This window comes from Streptomyces sp. NPDC090798, from assembly GCF_044768965.1.
Classification (GTDB): domain Bacteria; phylum Actinomycetota; class Actinomycetes; order Streptomycetales; family Streptomycetaceae; genus Streptomyces.
In genome coordinates this window covers 110,563-126,815 of record NZ_JBIVXA010000001.1, presented here as the reverse complement: position 1 = coordinate 126,815, position 16,253 = coordinate 110,563, and the positions used below count along the sequence as shown (strand labels likewise).

Sequence of the window (16,253 nt, the reverse complement as noted above, 5' to 3'; positions counted from 1 at the left end):
CCGGTCCGCTCAGCGGAAGTCTCCGTCCAGAATCCGGTCATGACCTGGTACGGACTCCTTCCCTTTGCCGATCCTTTGTCCTGATAAGCACGGCGCACACCGCGTGTCGCACACGCCCCCCACACACAGCGCACACGCGCACGGACGCGCCCCCGAAGGGGCGCGGGGAACCGCGCGACCAGCCACCGGCAGTCCGCAGCCGAAGCACAACCAGCGCCCCACGAACGGCGACCGCCCAGGCACAGCGCCCAGCGTCACCGCATCCGGGTGGCCCACTCCTGCACCTTGGCGATCCGCTGCCGCAGCTGCCCCGCCGTCGCCTCCGCGCTCGGCGGCCCCCCGCACACGCGGCGCAGTTCCGTGTGGATCACGCCGTGCGGCTTGCCGCTCTGGTGGACGTACGCGCCGACCATGGTGTTGAGCTGCTTGCGCAGCTCCAGCATCTCCTTGTGCGAGACCACGGGCCGCCGCTCGGCGGGCAGTTCGAGGAGGTCGGCCTCGTCGTCGGGCTTCTTGCGGCTGTGCGCGATCTGCCGCGCCTGCCGCTTCTGGAGCAACAGCTGCACCTGGTCGGGTTCGAGCAGCCCCGGAATGCCGAGATAGTCCTGCTCCTCCTCGCTCCCCGGGTGGGCCTGCATCCCGAACTCGGCGCCGTCGTACAGCACTCGGTCGAAGACGGCCTCGGACTCCAGCGCCTCGAAGGAGAACTGCTCCTGCTCGCCGGTGTCCTCGTCCTGCTCCCGGTTCGCCTCGTCCATCTCCTGCTCGGACTCGGCGTACGGGTCCTCCTCGCCCTCCTTCTTGGGCTTGTCGAGGACGTGGTCGCGCTCGACCTCCATCTCGTTGGCGAAGCCGAGGAGGTCCGGGACGGTCGGGAGGAAGACGGAGGCGGTCTCGCCGCGCCGCCGGGACCGTACGAAACGGCCGACGGCCTGCGCGAAGAAGAGGGGCGTGGAGATGGTGGTGGCGTACACGCCGACGGCGAGCCGCGGCACGTCGACGCCCTCGGACACCATGCGGACGGCGACCATCCACCGGTCCTCGCTGTGGCTGAACTCGTCGATCCTGTTGGACGCGCCCGTGTCGTCGGACAGGACGAGGGTCGCCTTCGTCCCGGTGATCTCACGGATGAGCTTGGCGTACGCGCGGGCGGAGTCCTGGTCGGAGGCGATGACGAGCGCGCCCGCGTCCGGGATGCCCTTTCTGACCTCGGTCAGCCGCTGGTCGGCGGCGCGCAGCACACTGGGCATCCACTCGCCGCGCGGGTCGAGCGCGGTGCGCCAGGCCTGCGAGATGGCGTCCTTGGTCATCGGCTCGCCGAGCCGGGCCGCGATCTCGTCCCCCGCCTTCGTACGCCACCGCATGTTGCCGCTGTAGGAGAGGAAGATGACGGGCCGCACGACCCCGTCCCCCAGAGCGGACCCGTACCCGTAGGTGTAATCGGCGGAAGACCGCCGAATCCCGTCATTTCCCTCTTCATATGTCACAAAGGGAATGGGATTGGTGTCGGACCGGAAGGGCGTACCGGTGAGCGCGAGCCGCCGAGTGGCGGGTTCGAACGCTTCGAGACAGGCCTCACCCCACGACTTCGAGTCACCGGCGTGGTGAATCTCATCAAGGATGACGAGGGTCTTGCGCTGCTCGACGCGATTGCGGTGGAGCATGGGCCGCACGCCCACACCCGCGTACGTCACGGCGACGCCCTGGTACTCCTTGCTGAGCGGACCCGCGCTGTACTCGGGATCCAGCTTGATCCCTATCCGCGCGGCGGCCTCCGCCCACTGCTTCTTCAGGTGCTCGGTCGGCGCGACCACGGTCACCTGCTGCACGACGTGGTGATGCAGCAGCCAGGACGCGAGCGTCAGCGCGAACGTCGTCTTGCCGGCGCCGGGCGTGGCGACGGCCAGGAAGTCGCGGGGCTGCTCCTGGATATACCTCTCCAGCGCCCCCTGCTGCCAGGCACGCAGCTTGCTGGCGGTACCCCAGGGGGCGCGGCCGGGGAAGGCGGGTGAGAGGTGGTGCGAGGTGGATGCGCTGGCGGCGGTGGTAGTCACGGTCTCCGTGGTGGGGTCGAATCAAGGGGCCGCGCGCAGCGTGTCAGGTAGGGCGGTGCTGGGAGACGGGCGGGCGGCTCGGCTACGTATGACAACCGGGCCACCCTACCGGCGCCCCGGAGCTGTCAACGCGCGGACGACGCCGGGTCACCCACGGATGGGACCCACCTCACAGGCCCCGCAACCGCCCACCGATCACCCCGATGTCGTGCTCCACACCGGCCGCCACGTCGATGACCAGGTCGTACGCCGTGTCCTGGTCGCAGCCCGCGAGGTCGACACCGTTCACGGCGAGGAAGGTGGCGGCGGCGAGCCAGGCGGTCCGCTTGTTCCCGTCGACGAGGGGGTGGTTGGTGGCGAGGGCGTGCAGCAGCGCGGCCGCCTGCTCGTACGGGTCGTCGTAGGCGGCGACGCCGAACATACGGGCGCGGGGCCGGTGAACCGCCGACGCGAGCAGCCCCGGCTCCCGCGCCTCGGGGTCCCGCCCGCCGAAGGCGATCCGGGCAAGGTCCGTCACCTCGACGACGGTAAGGTGCCGGGTCATCCGCCGAGCCTCCTCAGCAACTCGGCGTGCTCCTGCGCGAGCCGGGCGGCGAGGGCACGGACCTGCGCGCGCCCTCGTCGTGCAGATACCTGCGTACGGCGTACTCGGCGACCTCTTCCGGCAGGCGGTCCTGCGCGTCCGCGAGGTCGTCGAGGGCCTGCGCGAGGGCGGGGTCGAGACGGAGGGTCAGCTCTTTCATGGGGGTCACGGTAGGGCTCGCGGGCCGCCCGGGCCGAGCGGATTTCGAACACGGGACCGCGGCGGGTTCGCTCGCGGCGCGAGCGCGGGCCCGGGGCACCGAGATCGCTGCCCCGCTTCCGAAGCACCGCTCCCCTTTTGGAGCACCGCTCCCGTTCTAGAGCACCACTCCCGTTCTGGAGCACCACTCCCCCTTTGGAGCACCGCTCCCGTTTTGGAGCACCGCTCCCCTGGCGGAACGCCGCCCACCCCACCAGAGCAGCGCTCTCCTCCCGGAGCACCGCCGCCCCACGAGAGCACCGCTCCACTCTCAGAGCACTGCTCTCTTTCCAGATCGCCGATCTCTCCGATCTCTTTCCAGAGCACCGCTCCCCTTCTAGATCACCGCTCTCTCAATCGCGTAGTCACCCAGGCTCCCACCAACGCCACCCCCGCCATCGGCAGGAACACGGCGGCGAACGCGGTGGGGTGGGAACCGTCGGCCGTCGAGGTGGCCGTCTCCGCGGCCTTGCCGCCGCCCAGCGCCGCGAACGCCGCGCCGCCCGCCGCGAGGAGCACGATGTTGGAGAGGCCGTCGGAGATCTGGAGCGCGGCGGAGTTGGAGCCGACTTCCTCCGGCGTCGAGAGGCGCAGCAGCAGCACGCTGGTCGAGGCGATCACCAGCCCCATCCCGAAGCAGCCGAACCCCCAGGCGACGGCGACGATCCACACGGGCACAGCGGGGATCAGCACACTGGGCACGGCGACGACGGCCGCCGCGAGCAGCACCATCCCGAGGAACACCAGCCGGTCCCGGTACGGCTCCGTCCGTGGCCGCGACTGCACGTACGACCCCAGCGCCCACGTCCCGCCGGCCGCCGCGAGGGAGAACCCGGCGAGCGTCGGCGACAGCCCGCGCTGGGTGACCAGCATGAGGGGCACGAAGGACTCGGCGGCGATGAAGGAACCGGCCGCCAACCCGCGCAGCAGCACCACGGACGGCAGCCCGCGCGCCGCCCGGCAGGTGCCGCGCGGCAGCAGCCCGAGGACGGCCGGGACGAGCAGCGCGGCGCCCGCGAGGCCAGGGACGAGTGAGAGCGGGTCCAGGCCCTGGGCGGCGTACTGGAGGAGTCCGGAGCCGAGCGAGATCCCCAGCGCCAGCCGGATGCGCCGCCGATCGAAGGGCTCGCGACCGGCGGGCCCCGCGTCCGCCGACCGCCCGGAGGACAGCCGTCGGATCCGGGGCAGCGCGAGCGCCAGCGGAAACACGACCAGCACCGGTATCCCGGTGAACACCCAGCGCCAGCCCAGATGTTCGGTGACGGTGCCCGCGATCAACGGTCCGACCACGGACGGAATCACCCAGCTCGCCGCGAACGCCGCCATGATCGCCGGGCGCAGCCGCTCCGGGTAGGCCCGCACCACGACGACGTACAACGCCACGACGACCAGGCCGCCGCCGAGCCCCTGCACCGCCCGCCCGAGAAGGAACAGCCACATGGTCCCGGCCGTCCCGGACAGCAGCAGTCCCGCCGCGAAGGCCGTGATCCCCGTGGTCAGCGGCGCCAGGGGTCCGTCGCGGTCCGCCCACTGTCCGGCGAACACCATCCCGAACAGGCTCGTCGTGAAGTACGCCGAGAACGCGAACGCGTACAACGACACCCCGTCGAGCTCTCGCGCCGCGACGGGCATCGCCGTCCCGACGGCCGTCGCTTCAAAGGCGATCAGCAGCTCCACGAACACGATCCCGATGCTGAGCGCCCGGTAGGGACGGCTCAGCACACCTCCCTCGCCCTTGCCTTCGGGCGGGGCGGTCGCGGCATCACGTGCTTCCAGCGCGGTCATGGCCGCCAGCGTAAGGGCCACGACTGGCAGTGACTCCTGTCCGGAGACCGTGATCGTCTGGGCCTTTGGTCGTACGCCCAGGGCCCGGGAACCGGCATTCATGAACGGCGTATGGCAGTCCCGTTGCAGCGCCCCCGCACCCCTTGAGCCCGCCCTCCGCCCCGCCTACGTTCAACCCATCAGGTTCGGAACGAGTGAGCCGTGCCGCACCTGAGAACGGCCGTGTGCCCGAGTGGCTCAGGGGCTCGCCTGCAAAGCGAGTTACGCGGGTTCAATTCCCGCCACGGCCTCAACTGCCTGACCAGGCAAAAGGAAAGGGCGGCACCCCGTAAGGGTGCCGCCCTTTTGGTCCTCCGTCTCAGTTGCCGTCTCAGTTGGCCGGTACGGGGGCGCCAGCGGCCCCGCCGTCGTCATCGTCCGGCCGGGTCCGTCTCGGGCTTCCGAATCAGACCGTCGACCTGCTTCGCGACGTCCGTCCGCACGGCATCGACCATGTGCCGATACCTCGCGGCCATGGCCGTGGTGGACCACCCCATGAGGCCCATGACGGCCCGCTCGGGAACACCGAGGATGAAGTAGGACCGTGGCGGCCGTGTGACGCGCGTCGTGCAGCCGACCGTCCCGCACCTTCGCCTCAGCCAAGAGGTCTTTCCACTCTGTCCAGTCCCGACGATGGGACGGGCTACGGCCGTGCTCATCAGGGAAGACCAGCCCGTTCTCATCCCACCGCTTCCCGGCCGCTTCCTTCTCGGCTTCCAGCGCCTTGAGGTGAGCCCGGAGTAGGTCAACGAGCTGTTCGGGGAGGCCGACCGCCCGACGGCCGGCGCGCGACTTCGTGACGGTCAACTCCGGGTTTGTGCGGCGCTTCTGCGGCCAATAGCCGGCGGCCTTGCGGCCGCAGGGCTCAGAGCACCCGTGGGCGTACTGCGGCCGGTGGCGACTACGACGCACCACGAGGAACCCGCCCTCAAGGTCCACGTCCACCCACTGCAACCCCAGCACCTCCCCCTGACGCAGACCGAGCGCGAGGGCGACGGCCCACCGCGCGGAGTTACGGTGCTGGTCAGCGGCCTTCAACAGCCGCTGCACCTCTTGGACGGTGTAGGGCTCTACCTCGTGATCCCCTGTCTTCGGCGCCTTGGCCAACAGCACCGGGTTCTTGCCGAGATGCCCCCGCCGTACAGCCTCGTTGAGTGCGGCGCGAAAGGTCCGGTGGACCTGGTGAGCGGTCGCGGACTTACTGCCGTTGGCCTGCATCTTGGCGTAGAAGACCTCGATGTGCTCGGGCTTGAGCCTGTCGAGCCGGTGAGCGCCCAAGCCGGGGATGAGGTGCTTCCGTACAGCCACGCCGTACCCGACCATCGTGTTGTCGTTGACGGCGAGGGGCGCGACGTTCTCAATCCAGTGGGTCAGCCACGCCTTGACCGTCCATGCCTTGCCGGGCTTCCGTACGGTCTTGGCGTCTCGCTAGTTCCGGACCTGATCTACAAGATGAAGCGGGCAATTAATGAAAGGGCGATGAAAACAGCCGCTTCCCAACTGAGCCAGCAGGCAAGGAGATCAGGCACCGGCACCTGAGAACGGGCAGTCGGGGCGCTTCCTGCGAGCGTGCTCACCTTGACTGGCTCGGCACTGGCAGCCGTCTCAGTTTCCGCCTCGTTCGTAACCGCACACGGCCGTTCAGACCCGTACGCCGCGCCCCGTAGGGCCCGGCATCCGTACAGGTCTGAACACCGCCGAACGAACCCGGATCATGCGCTGACCAGCGCCGACCAACCTGCAAAGCATGGAACGCTCGGAGTGCGACGCCACGAGAGACCGCGTACTTCGGGCGCGGCACGTGAGGCCGCCGAGCCTCACCGCAGTCGGTGCAGACTCGCATGCCGCTGGGGTGACGACCGGCATGGAGCTTCAGGGCCTGGTCCAGACTGGAGAGTGCCCAGCTGAGTGGCCGCCTCCAGTACCGGAGTCGAAGCAGTCAGTGATGCCCTGCGCGCCAGATGGTGTTTCGGGTGTGCTCCGCCCACGCTTCAGCTATCGCCTCCTTGGTTCGGATTACCCAGTCGTGCTCATCGTCCTCATGCGACAGGTGGCCGTCGCCCCCACCGGCCCGCGACAGGCTGATATGAGCGCCAATCAAGCGGATGATTCGACTATTGGAAACGTAGGCTGTGTGCACAAGGAAGTCACTTCCGCCACCGCCCATTGGTTCGCGCGGAAGTGCTCCATCCATAAGAGCTCGAACCAATATTGATCGGGCCGATGGCGCAGTCACCCCCCATGTCTGAATTATGCTTCTCTGAAGTTCGTCTGCTACGTCCTGCGGCAATCCAGCCGGCATGCCTGAAACGGGCAAGGGGGAGGTCGAGCAGTACGCCAGGAAAGCGCCCGGAACATTATTCCCTTGAGCCTGCCTAGCCAAGTATCCGCGAAACCATCGTAGAGCTCGAGGCACTAGGAGTTTGTTGGCGATCCAAATCGCCGGTGAGAGAAACGGGAAAAATATCGCACCGATCCAAGCGAACCTGAAGTTGAGCGGGGAGCCAGTCAACACGCTGATCGCAGCGTATGGTTCACTGTACTCCAATCTGCGCAATAGATCTGGATCGACAGCCGAACTCTTTAGATCACCCTGCAAGTCATTTTGATTGCCTTTTTTACTGGTCACCTTGGTCAGCCGGTACCAAAGGGCACGCGACGCGGAATCTCGACCACTTGACGGGGCGGGTGACCCCGTACACAAAGCTTCGTAGTGACCTTCCGAGTGCTTGGATAGATCCTTCAAGAGACCAATCGCTTCGTCGTCCGGCGCCCAGAGACCAAGCCACCGGCCATGGAAGGCACTCATGGCCTCGCGTGCGGCTTTTGCCCGCGCTTCGAGGGCATCAGCGATGGAGCTGCCCGTCCCGAGTCGCCATAAGACCATGAAGAGACAGAAGGACACCACCATCAGCCATACAGGCAAACGGCGCATCGAGTGGTCGAACCTGGACACGAGACCCACCGAAACAAAACCTATCGCCATTAAAGCGAAGAAGCCCATGAGCAGGGCGCCCAATACCGTTGAGGCGCTTGGGGTCGACGCCTCAGCGGCGAGCCTCCTCCGGTCAAGAAATCTTCTCTTGTGATGGAATTGCAGGAATGGGGTTCCGAGCGTGGTCCAACTGAGCAGTCCATTCAGGCATATCTCTTTTTGGATCTCCTCGTACGGAGGAACCTTAAAATACACCTCGGGCACCTTGGACCGCAGAGGAACATGGGGCTCCGGACTGACGATGCCACGCCGCCGCAATTTGTCAAGGAGAGATGGGCTGACATGCTTGGATTTCCTCACCAACTGACTGGTGACCAGGGCCTCCCATATAATGGAACCACCGTGGCTATGACCCACGAGATGATATTTTCGACCGGAACGCTCAAGGTGAATGAGCCTCGCAAGCAACTCGTTGCTCGCGCTTAAGCGGGCTATTTGGGCGTTCGCCCCGCTCCATTGGAACAACATCGTCTCCCCCGCGGGCAACTGCGTGCCGGGAGGAAGGTTCTCCTCCAGTGCACGCCAGACAGTACTGCCTCGTTGCCACCAGCGGTCACCTTGCTCCTCCCGCCTCTCGTTGCCCGCGAACGTCCCGTGCACCAACAGGACTAAGTCGGGTTCGCCGCCACCATGTGTCATGCGCTTCACAGTCACGATTCCATGTCTAGCAACGCGCATTGGCCTGAGGTATCGAATTCTCGAAATCGACACACATGATTGACCAGGCCGGGCGGATCGTCTGCGGACAGCGTGCTGAAGCTCGGAAGGGCGAGGTGCCAGTGCGATGGGCCAGGGACATCGGATGGCAGCCGCCCATGGCACCCGGCGTCATCCAGACGCTGTGCTCGGCTCCCCGGAGCAGCCCGCGTCCGTCTCAGTTTCCGTCTCGTTCGTCCCTGTACGCGGCTGGCCGGAGCGGTTCGCCCTACCGCGATGCACAGTGCCTCGGTACGAGGACGAACGCCATTGAACAGTCTCGGATCATGCGCTGATTAGGCCAAACAAACCTGCAAAGCGAGTTACGCGGGTTCAATTCCCGCCACGGCCTCCGATGCCTTGACCAGGCAGACCAAAAGGGCGGCACCCTCGGAGGGTGCCGCCCTTTTGGTCGTCCGGAGCCTGGTGACGGACTGGTTACTGGTGCAGGTGAGGTGTACGTTCCCGATGCCGCGCCGAGATGAGGGGGCGCCCGGCCTGTAGAGGGGGATCGTGAGTCAGCAGCCCGTTCCGACGCCGAAGAAGCCGCTGAGCAGGGGAAAGAAGATTGCTATCGGTATCGGGGTGCTGATCGCGGCTCCGCCGTTCATCGCAGGCATGATCTCCGGTGTCAAGGATGCCGCCCCACACGACACCTCGGCAGCAGCCGCGACGCCTGGAGCGAGCCACAGCAGTCCGGCAGCGAAGCCGTCAGCGAAGAAGAAGCGGGCCCTGGCCACGCACGCGTCGACGCCTGGGCCGGCGCAGAAGCTGGCCGACCTCGATGGGATCGGGCGGCCCGCCGGCATGTACCAGCAGGTTCTCGACGCATTGGCGCCACGCTGCACGGAGGACCGCCCGCGTCTGACAGCCATCGTCAACTCTACGCTGGGAGACCTGAAGAAAAACGGTGTCAACGACGAGGACGAGTTCAGCGTCCTTCAGCACCTGGAGCAGTCGGTGGCCGCCGGGAACCCGCGGGTCAACTGCGCCTCGGTGGCGGCGGCTTACGCCACCCTGCGCGAAGGGAACTAGGACAACCGGATCCCGCCCTGCTGTTCGTCCTTTTCAGTTCTCATTTCAGTTGGCCGACACGAGGGCGCCGACCGTAGCGCCGTCGTCGCGATCATCGTCACGGTCGTCCTCTTCGGCCTCCCGGCTTTCTAGGCCCCGTCGCCCGTTTACCGACCCCCGTTCGACCTCCGTGCGTGGGGGGGGCGTGGGCGTCCGTCAGCTAGCCGTGGAGGGTGCCGCCCGCCTCGTCCTCGAATATCTCCGGCCAGTAGCGCCAGCCGTCGTCGCCCTCCAGCGTGGGGGTGGGGTCGCAGGCGATCGGGTCGACCGTGGCGAGGGTCTGGGCCATGGTGGCGGCCAGTTGTTCGTAGGAGTCGGTGAGGTCGTGGGTCGCGTCGAGGGCCTTCTCGCGGTGGAGCAGCCAGAGGGTGAAGGCGAGGGTGGAGATGTCGGCGTTGAGGGGGCGCAGGGTGATGTCCGGCTCGCTCCAGGCGAGGACCGCGCCCGTGGTGCCGTCCACCACGAGGCTGGTGTCCTCGATGAGGTATCCGAGGCGTATCAGGCGGTCGGCCGCCGGGGGGAGTTCGTCGGCGGAGAAGTCGTCGGGGCGCTGGTCCGCGTAGTAGTCGGCGAGGGCCGGCAGGGGCACTTCCGTGTCCAGCTGGAAGAGGAGGCCGTCCTCGGGCAGGCCGGTCTCGCGCAGGAAGCGACGGGTCGGCTCGTGCACGAGCGCGGGCGGGAAGTCGACGTCCTCGAAGCGCATGATCGCGCCCGCGCCGAACTCCTCGTCCAGCAGCCGCTTGGGCAGGTCGAGGACGAGGCCCTCGCCGGGGCCCGCGATCCGGGCGAGGGGGCGGATCAGGGCGGCCATCCGCCAGTACGGCGCCACCTCGCCGCCCGCGCCCGCTTCGAAGACTTCGGCGAGGGACTCGGAGGCCTCCGTGACCGCCTTCGGGCCGAACCGGCCCTCGTAGGAGGCGAACCGTCCGCGGGACGCCGTCAGTTCCTCCGTCGCCGACGAGAAGCGCACCAGGGCTTCCAGGGAGGGGGCCAGGGGCGCGAGGTCCATCAGAGCCGGGTCGGAGAAGAAGTACGTCGTGGTGACCTTCCCCGTCGCCCCGTCCAGGACGATCGACTCCAGGTCCCGGTCGAAGGTCCGCAGGGCTCCCACGACCAGCTGGTCCTGGAGCTCCGCGGCGAGCTTGTCGGCGTCACCGGCCAGGTCGGCGACCCTGCGCAGCCCGTGCTCCCGCAGTGCGCCGAAGCCCAGCAGCGTGCCCTCGGCCGGCAGCCCGGGCCCCGTCAGCCACTGCCGTGCGTCCGTGTGCGTGATGTATGGATCCAGCTCGTCCTCGGTCAGCGTGATCGCGCCGACGACATCGGTGTCAGTCGTACTCATGGCTCCCCCGCGCATGTGAACGCATATGTGCTTCCCGCGGGGAACTCGCCGCCGCCCAGCGGCATTTCCCCACTGACCGAGAACCATACGCCGCCCCACTGACAACGCCGGAAACCCGCTGGCACACAGGGCGTACGGCCCTGAAACACGCGGGTTCAAGCCATCGGGGGGCCGCCTTGCCGCGGCCGGCGCCCGTCTCAGGTGAAGTACACGCCGCCCAGGACGACCACCACGGCCGCCACGACGAACAGCAGTACCCATAGCGCCAGCTTCCCGACACTCGGCGGAGGCTCGTAGCGCGGCTGCTCGGGATCGTGGGCCGTCGGCTCGGGGTCGTGGGCCGTCGGCTCGGGGTCGTGGGCCGTCGGCTCGGGGTCGTGGGCCGTCGGCTCGGGGGTACTCATGACGCGGTCACCACGGCGGCTTGCGGACGGATCGGGAGGCGGTTGACGGGGCGGCCCGTCGCCGCCCGTACGGCGGACGCGACGGCCGCCGGGGACGTCACGACCGGCACCGCGCTGGCCGCCTTCGCGCCGAAGGGGGCGACGACGTCGCGCTCCTCGACGAGCTTGACGATGCGGATGTCGGGGGCGTCCAGGGAGGTCGGGAGGGCGTAACCCGTGAGGTCGGGGTGGCGGACCAGACCGCGGGCGGTGCGGAGGTTCTCCGTGAGCGCGGCACCGACGCCCTGGGTGACGCCCGCCTCGATACGGGCCGTGAGCTGGGCGGGGTTGAGGATCCGGCCGACGTCCTGGGCGAGCGCCAGCTCCACCACCCGTACCGAGCCCAGTTCGATGTCCACGTCCACCACCGCGCGGATCGCGCAGAAGGCCAGGCCCACGAAGGCGTCGCCCTGGCCCGCCTCGTCCAGCGGCTCGGTCGGGTGCGGGCGGCACTGCGCGGTGGCCCACAGCTCCTTGCCGTCCATCGCCTCCGTGACGGTGGTCGAGAGCACACCGTCGTACGAGGTGATCTTGCCGTCGGTGATCTGGAGGAGCTCCGTGGACATGCCGAACTTGTGCGCCAGGGGCTGCAGGAGCTGCGTACGGACCATCTTCGCGGCGCGTTCGACCGCTCCGCCCGACACCCAGGTGTGGCGGCCGCGGCAACTGGGTCCCGCGGGCGGCTGGTCGGTGTCGACCGGTGCCACGTGCACCTCGTCGATGCCGAGGGTCTCCTGGACGATCTGGCGGGCCAGCGTCGTGAAGCCCTGGCCGGTCTCGACGGCCGCGCACAGGACGGTGGCGACGCCGTCGTGGACCTTGACCGTGGCCGTGGAGACCTCGTCCGCGCCCTCGGCGCCGAGCATGTGGACCATGCCGAGGCCGTAGCCGACGCCGCGGCGTACGGCGCCGGGTTCGCCCGCGCCCTCGGGGCCGCCCGGGAGCAGCCACTCGTCCTCGGGGGTGTCTTTGGGGAGCGCGGGCAGGGGGTAGTCGCGTACGGCCTGGAGCAGTTCGGCGACCGGGGCAGGGCAGGTCACCGTCTGGCCCGTCGGCAGCACGTCCCCGGTGGCCATCGCGTTCTGCAGGCGCAGTTCGGCGGGGTCGAGGGCGAGTTTCTTGGCGAGCTTGTCCATCTGCGCCTCGTAGGCGGCGCAGACCTGCATGGCGCCCTCGCCGCGCACATGGCCGGAGGGCGGGTTGTTGGTGCGCACGGCCCAGCCCTCGATGAAGGCGTTCGGGACGACGTAGGGGCCGCAGGCGAAGGAGACCGCGGCGGCCAGCGACTCGGCGGACGTGTCGGCGTAGGCACCCGCGTCGAGCAGGATCTGCGCCTCGACCTTCACCAGCCTGCCCTCGGTGTCGGCGTGGTGGCGGTAGCGCAGGAGGGTGGGGTGCCGGTGGGCGTGGCCGAGGAAGGACTCCTCGCGGGTCGCGGTGATCTTCACCGGGCAGCCGGTGCGCAGGGCCAGCAGGCCGAGCGGGAGCTGGAAGCCCTGGTCCTCGCGGTCGGCGGTGGCGCCGGGCACTCCGGTGACGACGACCTTCACCCGCTCGGGCTCCAGGCCGTAGCAGGCGGCGGCGGTGTCGCGGTCGGTGTGCGGGTCGGTGGAGGCGACGTAGAGCTCGACGCCGCCGTCCGGGCGGGGCACGGCGAGTCCGGCCTCGGCTCCGATCGGGGCCGGGTCCTGGCGGCCGATGCGGTACAGGCCCTCGACGACGACCTCGCCGACCGCGTCCGGGTCGCCGTGGCGCAGCGGGATGTGCCGGATCAGGTTGCCGTCGGGGTGCAGGGGTTCGGCTTCGAACGCCTGCTCGGGGTCGGTCACCGGGTCGAGTACTTCGTACTCGACGATGACGGCCGCGGCGGCCATCCGCGCGGTGTCCGGGTGATCGGCGGCGACGGCCGCGATGGGCTCGCCGTGGTGGCGTACGACCTCGGAGGCGAACACCGGGCGGTCCGCACGGCCACGGCCGTGCAGGGCCGCGCCGGGCACGTCCTCGTGGGTGATGACCGCCCGTACGCCGGGCATCTCGCGCGCGTGGCTGGTGTCGATGGACACGATGCGCGCGTGCGGGTGCGGCGAGCGCAGCACGGCCGCCCACAGCAGGCCCTCGGCCCACAGGTCGGCCGCGTACGGGAAGGTGCCCTCCGTCTTGGCGCGGGCCTCCGCGGCGGGCAGCGACACGCCGAGCCCGTGCGGCAGCGGCTCGGGTCCGGTGTCGGGTGCCGCGGGAGTCGCGGTCGCGGTCTCGTTGCTCACGCCTGGCCTCCGTCCTGGCCGTACGGCTGCTCATACGGCGCCTGGGAGTCGTACGGAGAAGGGTCCTCGAACGCCGCCGGGTTGACGCCGCCCGCGCCGGGCCCCGCCTGGTGCGGGATGCGCGGCTCGTCCGCGTCCGGTGTGGCCTCGGCGGCGGCCGCGCTGTGCGCCTCGCGTTCGGCGACGACCTCGCTTACGGCGTCCAGGACCCCGCGGTAGCCGGAGCAGCGGCACAGGTTGCCGCACAGCGCCTGGCGGGTCTCGAGTTCGGTGGGGGCCGGGTTGCCCTCGAGGAGGTCGTGCACGGTCATGGCCATGCCTGGGACGCAGAAACCGCACTGCACCGCGCCGCACTTGGCGAGGGCGCGCTGCACGTCCGAGGGCTGTCCGTCGGCGGCGAGGCCTTCGACCGTACGCACCTCACTGCTCGCGGCGGTGACGGCGGGCACCAGGCAGGACGCCACGAGCCGTCCGTCCACCTGCACGTTGCAGGCTCCGCACTCGCCCTGCGAGCAGCCGTCCTTGGCGCCCGCGAGGCCGAGGCGCTCGCGCAGGACGTAGAGCAGCGACTCGCCGATCCAGGCGTCGGTCACGGGGCGGTCGGCGCCGTTGACGCGCAGGACGTAGGAGGCCAGGGGGTGTTCGTCGTGCGGGGGCGGCGCGGGGGTGTCCGGGTCGCCCGTCTCCGCAGCGGGGGCGTCCGGCGCCGGGGTCTCGGGGTGCTCCGAAGGGTGCTCGGAACGATGCTCGGAAAGGTACTCCGCGGAGTCCCCCGGGGCCGCCGCCGGGGCGGTCGGCGTGGCCGGGTCGGGGTCCGGTTCACCCCGGTCCGGGGTGCCGTACGCCTCGGCCGTCGCGGGCGTGGGCCCGGCGCCCGGCTCAGGAGCCTCGTGAGCGGCCTGCGCGGCCGTCTGGGCGGCCTCGGCGGCCGATTGCGCATGCGCGTGCCGCGCGGGCTCCACGGGGCCCTCAGAGGCCCCCGGGGCCTCGGGGGTCGCCGCTCGCGGTGCGGCGGACCACGGCTCGCCGATCTCCGTGGTCGCCCAGGGCGCCGCCGCGCCGCCCGGGAGCGTGGCGGGCGGGGTGCCGCCCCACTGCTCGACGAGGGCCGACGTGGTGAACTCGCCCGATTCGTCCGGAAGATCACCTCCGGCGACCGGAATTGACCACTGTCCGGTGACGTCGTGTCCGGCCGCGTCGGCCGGGTGGTGACCGGAGGAGGCGCCCTCCCGGGCGGCCTCCCCGAAGTCCCACTGGCCGGTGGCGCCGGGGTGGTACGAGAACCCGTCGTGCGCGGCCTGCTGATGCCCGGTCTCGTGATGCCCGGTCTCGTGGCGTACGGCTTCCTGGTGCGCGGCGTTGGGGTCCGGCCACTGGACCGCCTCGGCCGGCGTGGCCCAGGTGCCCGTCGCCCCGGGGTCGGCAGCCGGGGGCGCCGCGGTGATCCGGGGGGGCACATAGCCGTGGCCGGGCGCCGCGAGGGGCGTCTCACGTTCCGCCAAAAGGGCGTCGATCCCGCCCTCGGGGAGCTTGACGAAGGCGGTGGCGCCGTCGTCGTAGTCCCCCTGTGGGAGGGGGTCCCACCGGCCGCTGGTCCGCGGAGTGCCCTCTCCGTGCTGGTCGTCGGTCACGACAGTGCCCTCCCCAGTGCTCGTCGGGCCAGCGCGGCGACGGTGCGCCGCAGGTGCAGTACCGCGGGCGGAAGCTGTTGTACGGAGCCGTCCTCGGCCGGGACGGGATCCGGGATGCAGGCCGCGGCGACGTACTCCCCGAAGGCGTTGAGCGCCTCCGGCACGATCGCCCGGCTGTTGTCCCAGTCGATCAGCTGGGCGACCCACGCCTCCGCGTCCAGGGGCCGCAGCGGCATCGGCGCTATGGCGCCCACGGCGCACCGCACGCCGCGCCGCGCCGGGTCCAGGACGAGCGCCACGGACGCGATGGCGCGCCCGGGTCCGGTGCGTCCGGTCGCCTTCAGGAAGACCTGCGGCGCGTGCAGCAGCGGCACACGCACGTAGCCGATGAGTTCGCCGCCGCGGAGCATCTCCATGCCCGCGAGCAGGTGCGACACCGGGATCTCACGGCGGGCTCCGCCCTGGCCCGCGATGATCAACGTGGCCTCCAGGGCGGCCAGCACGGGCAGCGCGTCCCCCGTGGGGGCGGCCGAGGCGATGTTGCCGCCCAGGGTGCCCGCGTTGCGGATCTGCGGCGGTCCCGCGGCGCGCGCGGCGGCGGCGAGCGCCGGGATGAGGGCCGCGAAGTCGGGGCGCCCCATGCGGGCGTGGGTGAGGCCGGCGCCGAGCAGCGCGTGGCCGTCCTGGTACTGCCAGCCGCGGATCTCGCTGATCCGGCCGAGGCCGACGAGCGCGGCGGGCCGCAGCTGTCCGGAGTTGACGGCGGCCATGAGGTCGGTGCCGCCGGCCACGGGGACGGCGGCGGGCATGGCGGCGAGCGCCGCCACTGCCTCGTCCAGCGAGGCGGGCAGCGTCACGGCCTGCGCCGCCTGCGGTGCGTGCGTGGTCAAACCGGCTGCCCCTTCCCGCTGCCCCACCTGGTCCCACCTGTGTTGCGCGTACGGTACGTGCTGACAGGGCGGACGTGGCAACTCTGGCACATCTTCCCGGGCCCTCGACGCGGGGGTCCGCTAGGAGGCATTCGCCCCCTCACCAGGGAGATGGTCCGTTTTCCTACGGCATCGCCGGTCGGTACGGATTGCCACTCTTCGGTGGCCCTTGGGTGCCTTTTGCCTTGTGGGGCCACTGTGCCGGGGTGAGCGGGCCGGGACA

Annotated in this window: 11 protein-coding genes, 1 tRNA gene and 1 pseudogene; 2 read left to right on the top strand and 11 right to left on the bottom strand. The window is 70.0% G+C overall.

Annotated features, from left to right (window positions below; translation table 11 throughout):
* Positions 1-254: 254 nt before the first annotated feature.
* The 4 genes from ACIQTP_RS00485 to ACIQTP_RS00470 form a co-directional block, all read right to left on the bottom strand.
* Positions 255-2,054 (bottom strand): DEAD/DEAH box helicase, encoded by a 1,800-nt coding sequence (locus tag ACIQTP_RS00485; protein ID WP_403394892.1) that lies wholly within the window; start codon positions 2,052-2,054, stop codon positions 255-257.
* A gap of 169 nt (positions 2,055-2,223) precedes the next feature.
* Positions 2,224-2,598, bottom strand: coding sequence for a type II toxin-antitoxin system death-on-curing family toxin (locus ACIQTP_RS00480; protein ID WP_403394890.1), 375 nt, complete (start codon positions 2,596-2,598; stop codon positions 2,224-2,226).
* A 13-nt stretch (positions 2,599-2,611) separates the two neighbouring features.
* Positions 2,612-2,797 carry a hypothetical protein gene (locus ACIQTP_RS00475; protein ID WP_403394888.1) on the bottom strand — a complete coding sequence of 62 codons (186 nt, stop codon included), beginning with the start codon at positions 2,795-2,797 and terminating at the stop codon, positions 2,612-2,614.
* A 380-nt stretch (positions 2,798-3,177) separates the two neighbouring features.
* Positions 3,178-4,620, bottom strand: coding sequence for an MFS transporter (locus tag ACIQTP_RS00470; protein ID WP_403394886.1), 1,443 nt, complete (start codon positions 4,618-4,620; stop codon positions 3,178-3,180).
* 218 nt (positions 4,621-4,838) lie between these two features.
* On the opposite strand from ACIQTP_RS00470, the gene ACIQTP_RS00465 reads away from it, so the two are divergent.
* Positions 4,839-4,910, top strand: a tRNA-Cys gene (locus tag ACIQTP_RS00465).
* 80 nt (positions 4,911-4,990) lie between these two features.
* On the opposite strand, the pseudogene ACIQTP_RS00460 reads toward ACIQTP_RS00465, so the two are convergent.
* Together ACIQTP_RS00460 and ACIQTP_RS00455 are read right to left on the bottom strand one after the other, a co-directional pair.
* A pseudogene (locus ACIQTP_RS00460) lies at positions 4,991-6,087 on the bottom strand (tyrosine-type recombinase/integrase); the annotation flags it as partial.
* A gap of 511 nt (positions 6,088-6,598) precedes the next feature.
* The gene (locus ACIQTP_RS00455) at positions 6,599-8,308 is read right to left on the bottom strand and encodes a hypothetical protein (protein WP_403394884.1); all 1,710 of its coding nucleotides are present in this window, start codon (positions 8,306-8,308) and stop codon (positions 6,599-6,601) included.
* Between the two features lie 555 nt (positions 8,309-8,863).
* Here ACIQTP_RS00455 and ACIQTP_RS00450 point away from each other — a divergent pair.
* A complete protein-coding gene (locus ACIQTP_RS00450; protein ID WP_403394882.1) occupies positions 8,864-9,385 on the top strand; it encodes a hypothetical protein in 522 nt (173 codons plus the stop codon).
* A 199-nt stretch (positions 9,386-9,584) separates the two neighbouring features.
* On the opposite strand, the gene ACIQTP_RS00445 is transcribed toward ACIQTP_RS00450, so the two are convergent.
* The 5 genes from ACIQTP_RS00445 to ACIQTP_RS00425 form a co-directional block, all read right to left on the bottom strand.
* Entirely contained in the window at positions 9,585-10,763 is a 1,179-nt protein-coding gene (locus tag ACIQTP_RS00445) for an SUKH-4 family immunity protein (RefSeq protein ID WP_403394880.1), read from the bottom strand.
* 197 nt (positions 10,764-10,960) lie between these two features.
* Positions 10,961-11,167: a hypothetical protein gene (locus ACIQTP_RS00440; RefSeq protein WP_403394878.1), complete on the bottom strand. Its 207-nt coding sequence runs from the start codon at positions 11,165-11,167 to the stop codon at positions 10,961-10,963.
* Complete coding sequence (locus ACIQTP_RS00435) at positions 11,164-13,470, bottom strand: xanthine dehydrogenase family protein molybdopterin-binding subunit (RefSeq protein WP_403394876.1); 2,307 nt, start codon at positions 13,468-13,470, stop codon at positions 11,164-11,166. Before ACIQTP_RS00435 ends, ACIQTP_RS00440 begins: the two co-directional genes overlap by 4 nt.
* A complete protein-coding gene (locus ACIQTP_RS00430) occupies positions 13,467-15,101 on the bottom strand; it encodes a 2Fe-2S iron-sulfur cluster-binding protein (protein WP_403394874.1) in 1,635 nt (544 codons plus the stop codon). Before ACIQTP_RS00430 ends, ACIQTP_RS00435 begins: the two co-directional genes overlap by 4 nt.
* The gene (locus ACIQTP_RS00425) at positions 15,098-15,991 is read right to left on the bottom strand and encodes an FAD binding domain-containing protein (protein ID WP_402040932.1); all 894 of its coding nucleotides are present in this window, start codon (positions 15,989-15,991) and stop codon (positions 15,098-15,100) included. Before ACIQTP_RS00425 ends, ACIQTP_RS00430 begins: the two co-directional genes overlap by 4 nt.
* Positions 15,992-16,253 lie beyond the last annotated feature (262 nt).

Excerpts from the sequence above, each read along its gene's own strand:
- ACIQTP_RS00475 (WP_403394888.1), bottom strand. The coding sequence starts at position 2,797 with ATGAAAGAGCTGACCCTCCGTCTCGACCCCGCCCTCGCGCAGGCCCTC.
- ACIQTP_RS00445 (WP_403394880.1), bottom strand. The coding sequence starts at position 10,763 with ATGAGTACGACTGACACCGATGTCGTCGGCGCGATCACGCTGACCGAG.
- ACIQTP_RS00440 (WP_403394878.1), bottom strand. The coding sequence starts at position 11,167 with ATGAGTACCCCCGAGCCGACGGCCCACGACCCCGAGCCGACGGCCCAC.
- ACIQTP_RS00480 (WP_403394890.1), bottom strand. The coding sequence starts at position 2,598 with ATGACCCGGCACCTTACCGTCGTCGAGGTGACGGACCTTGCCCGGATC.
- ACIQTP_RS00470 (WP_403394886.1), bottom strand. The coding sequence starts at position 4,620 with ATGACCGCGCTGGAAGCACGTGATGCCGCGACCGCCCCGCCCGAAGGC.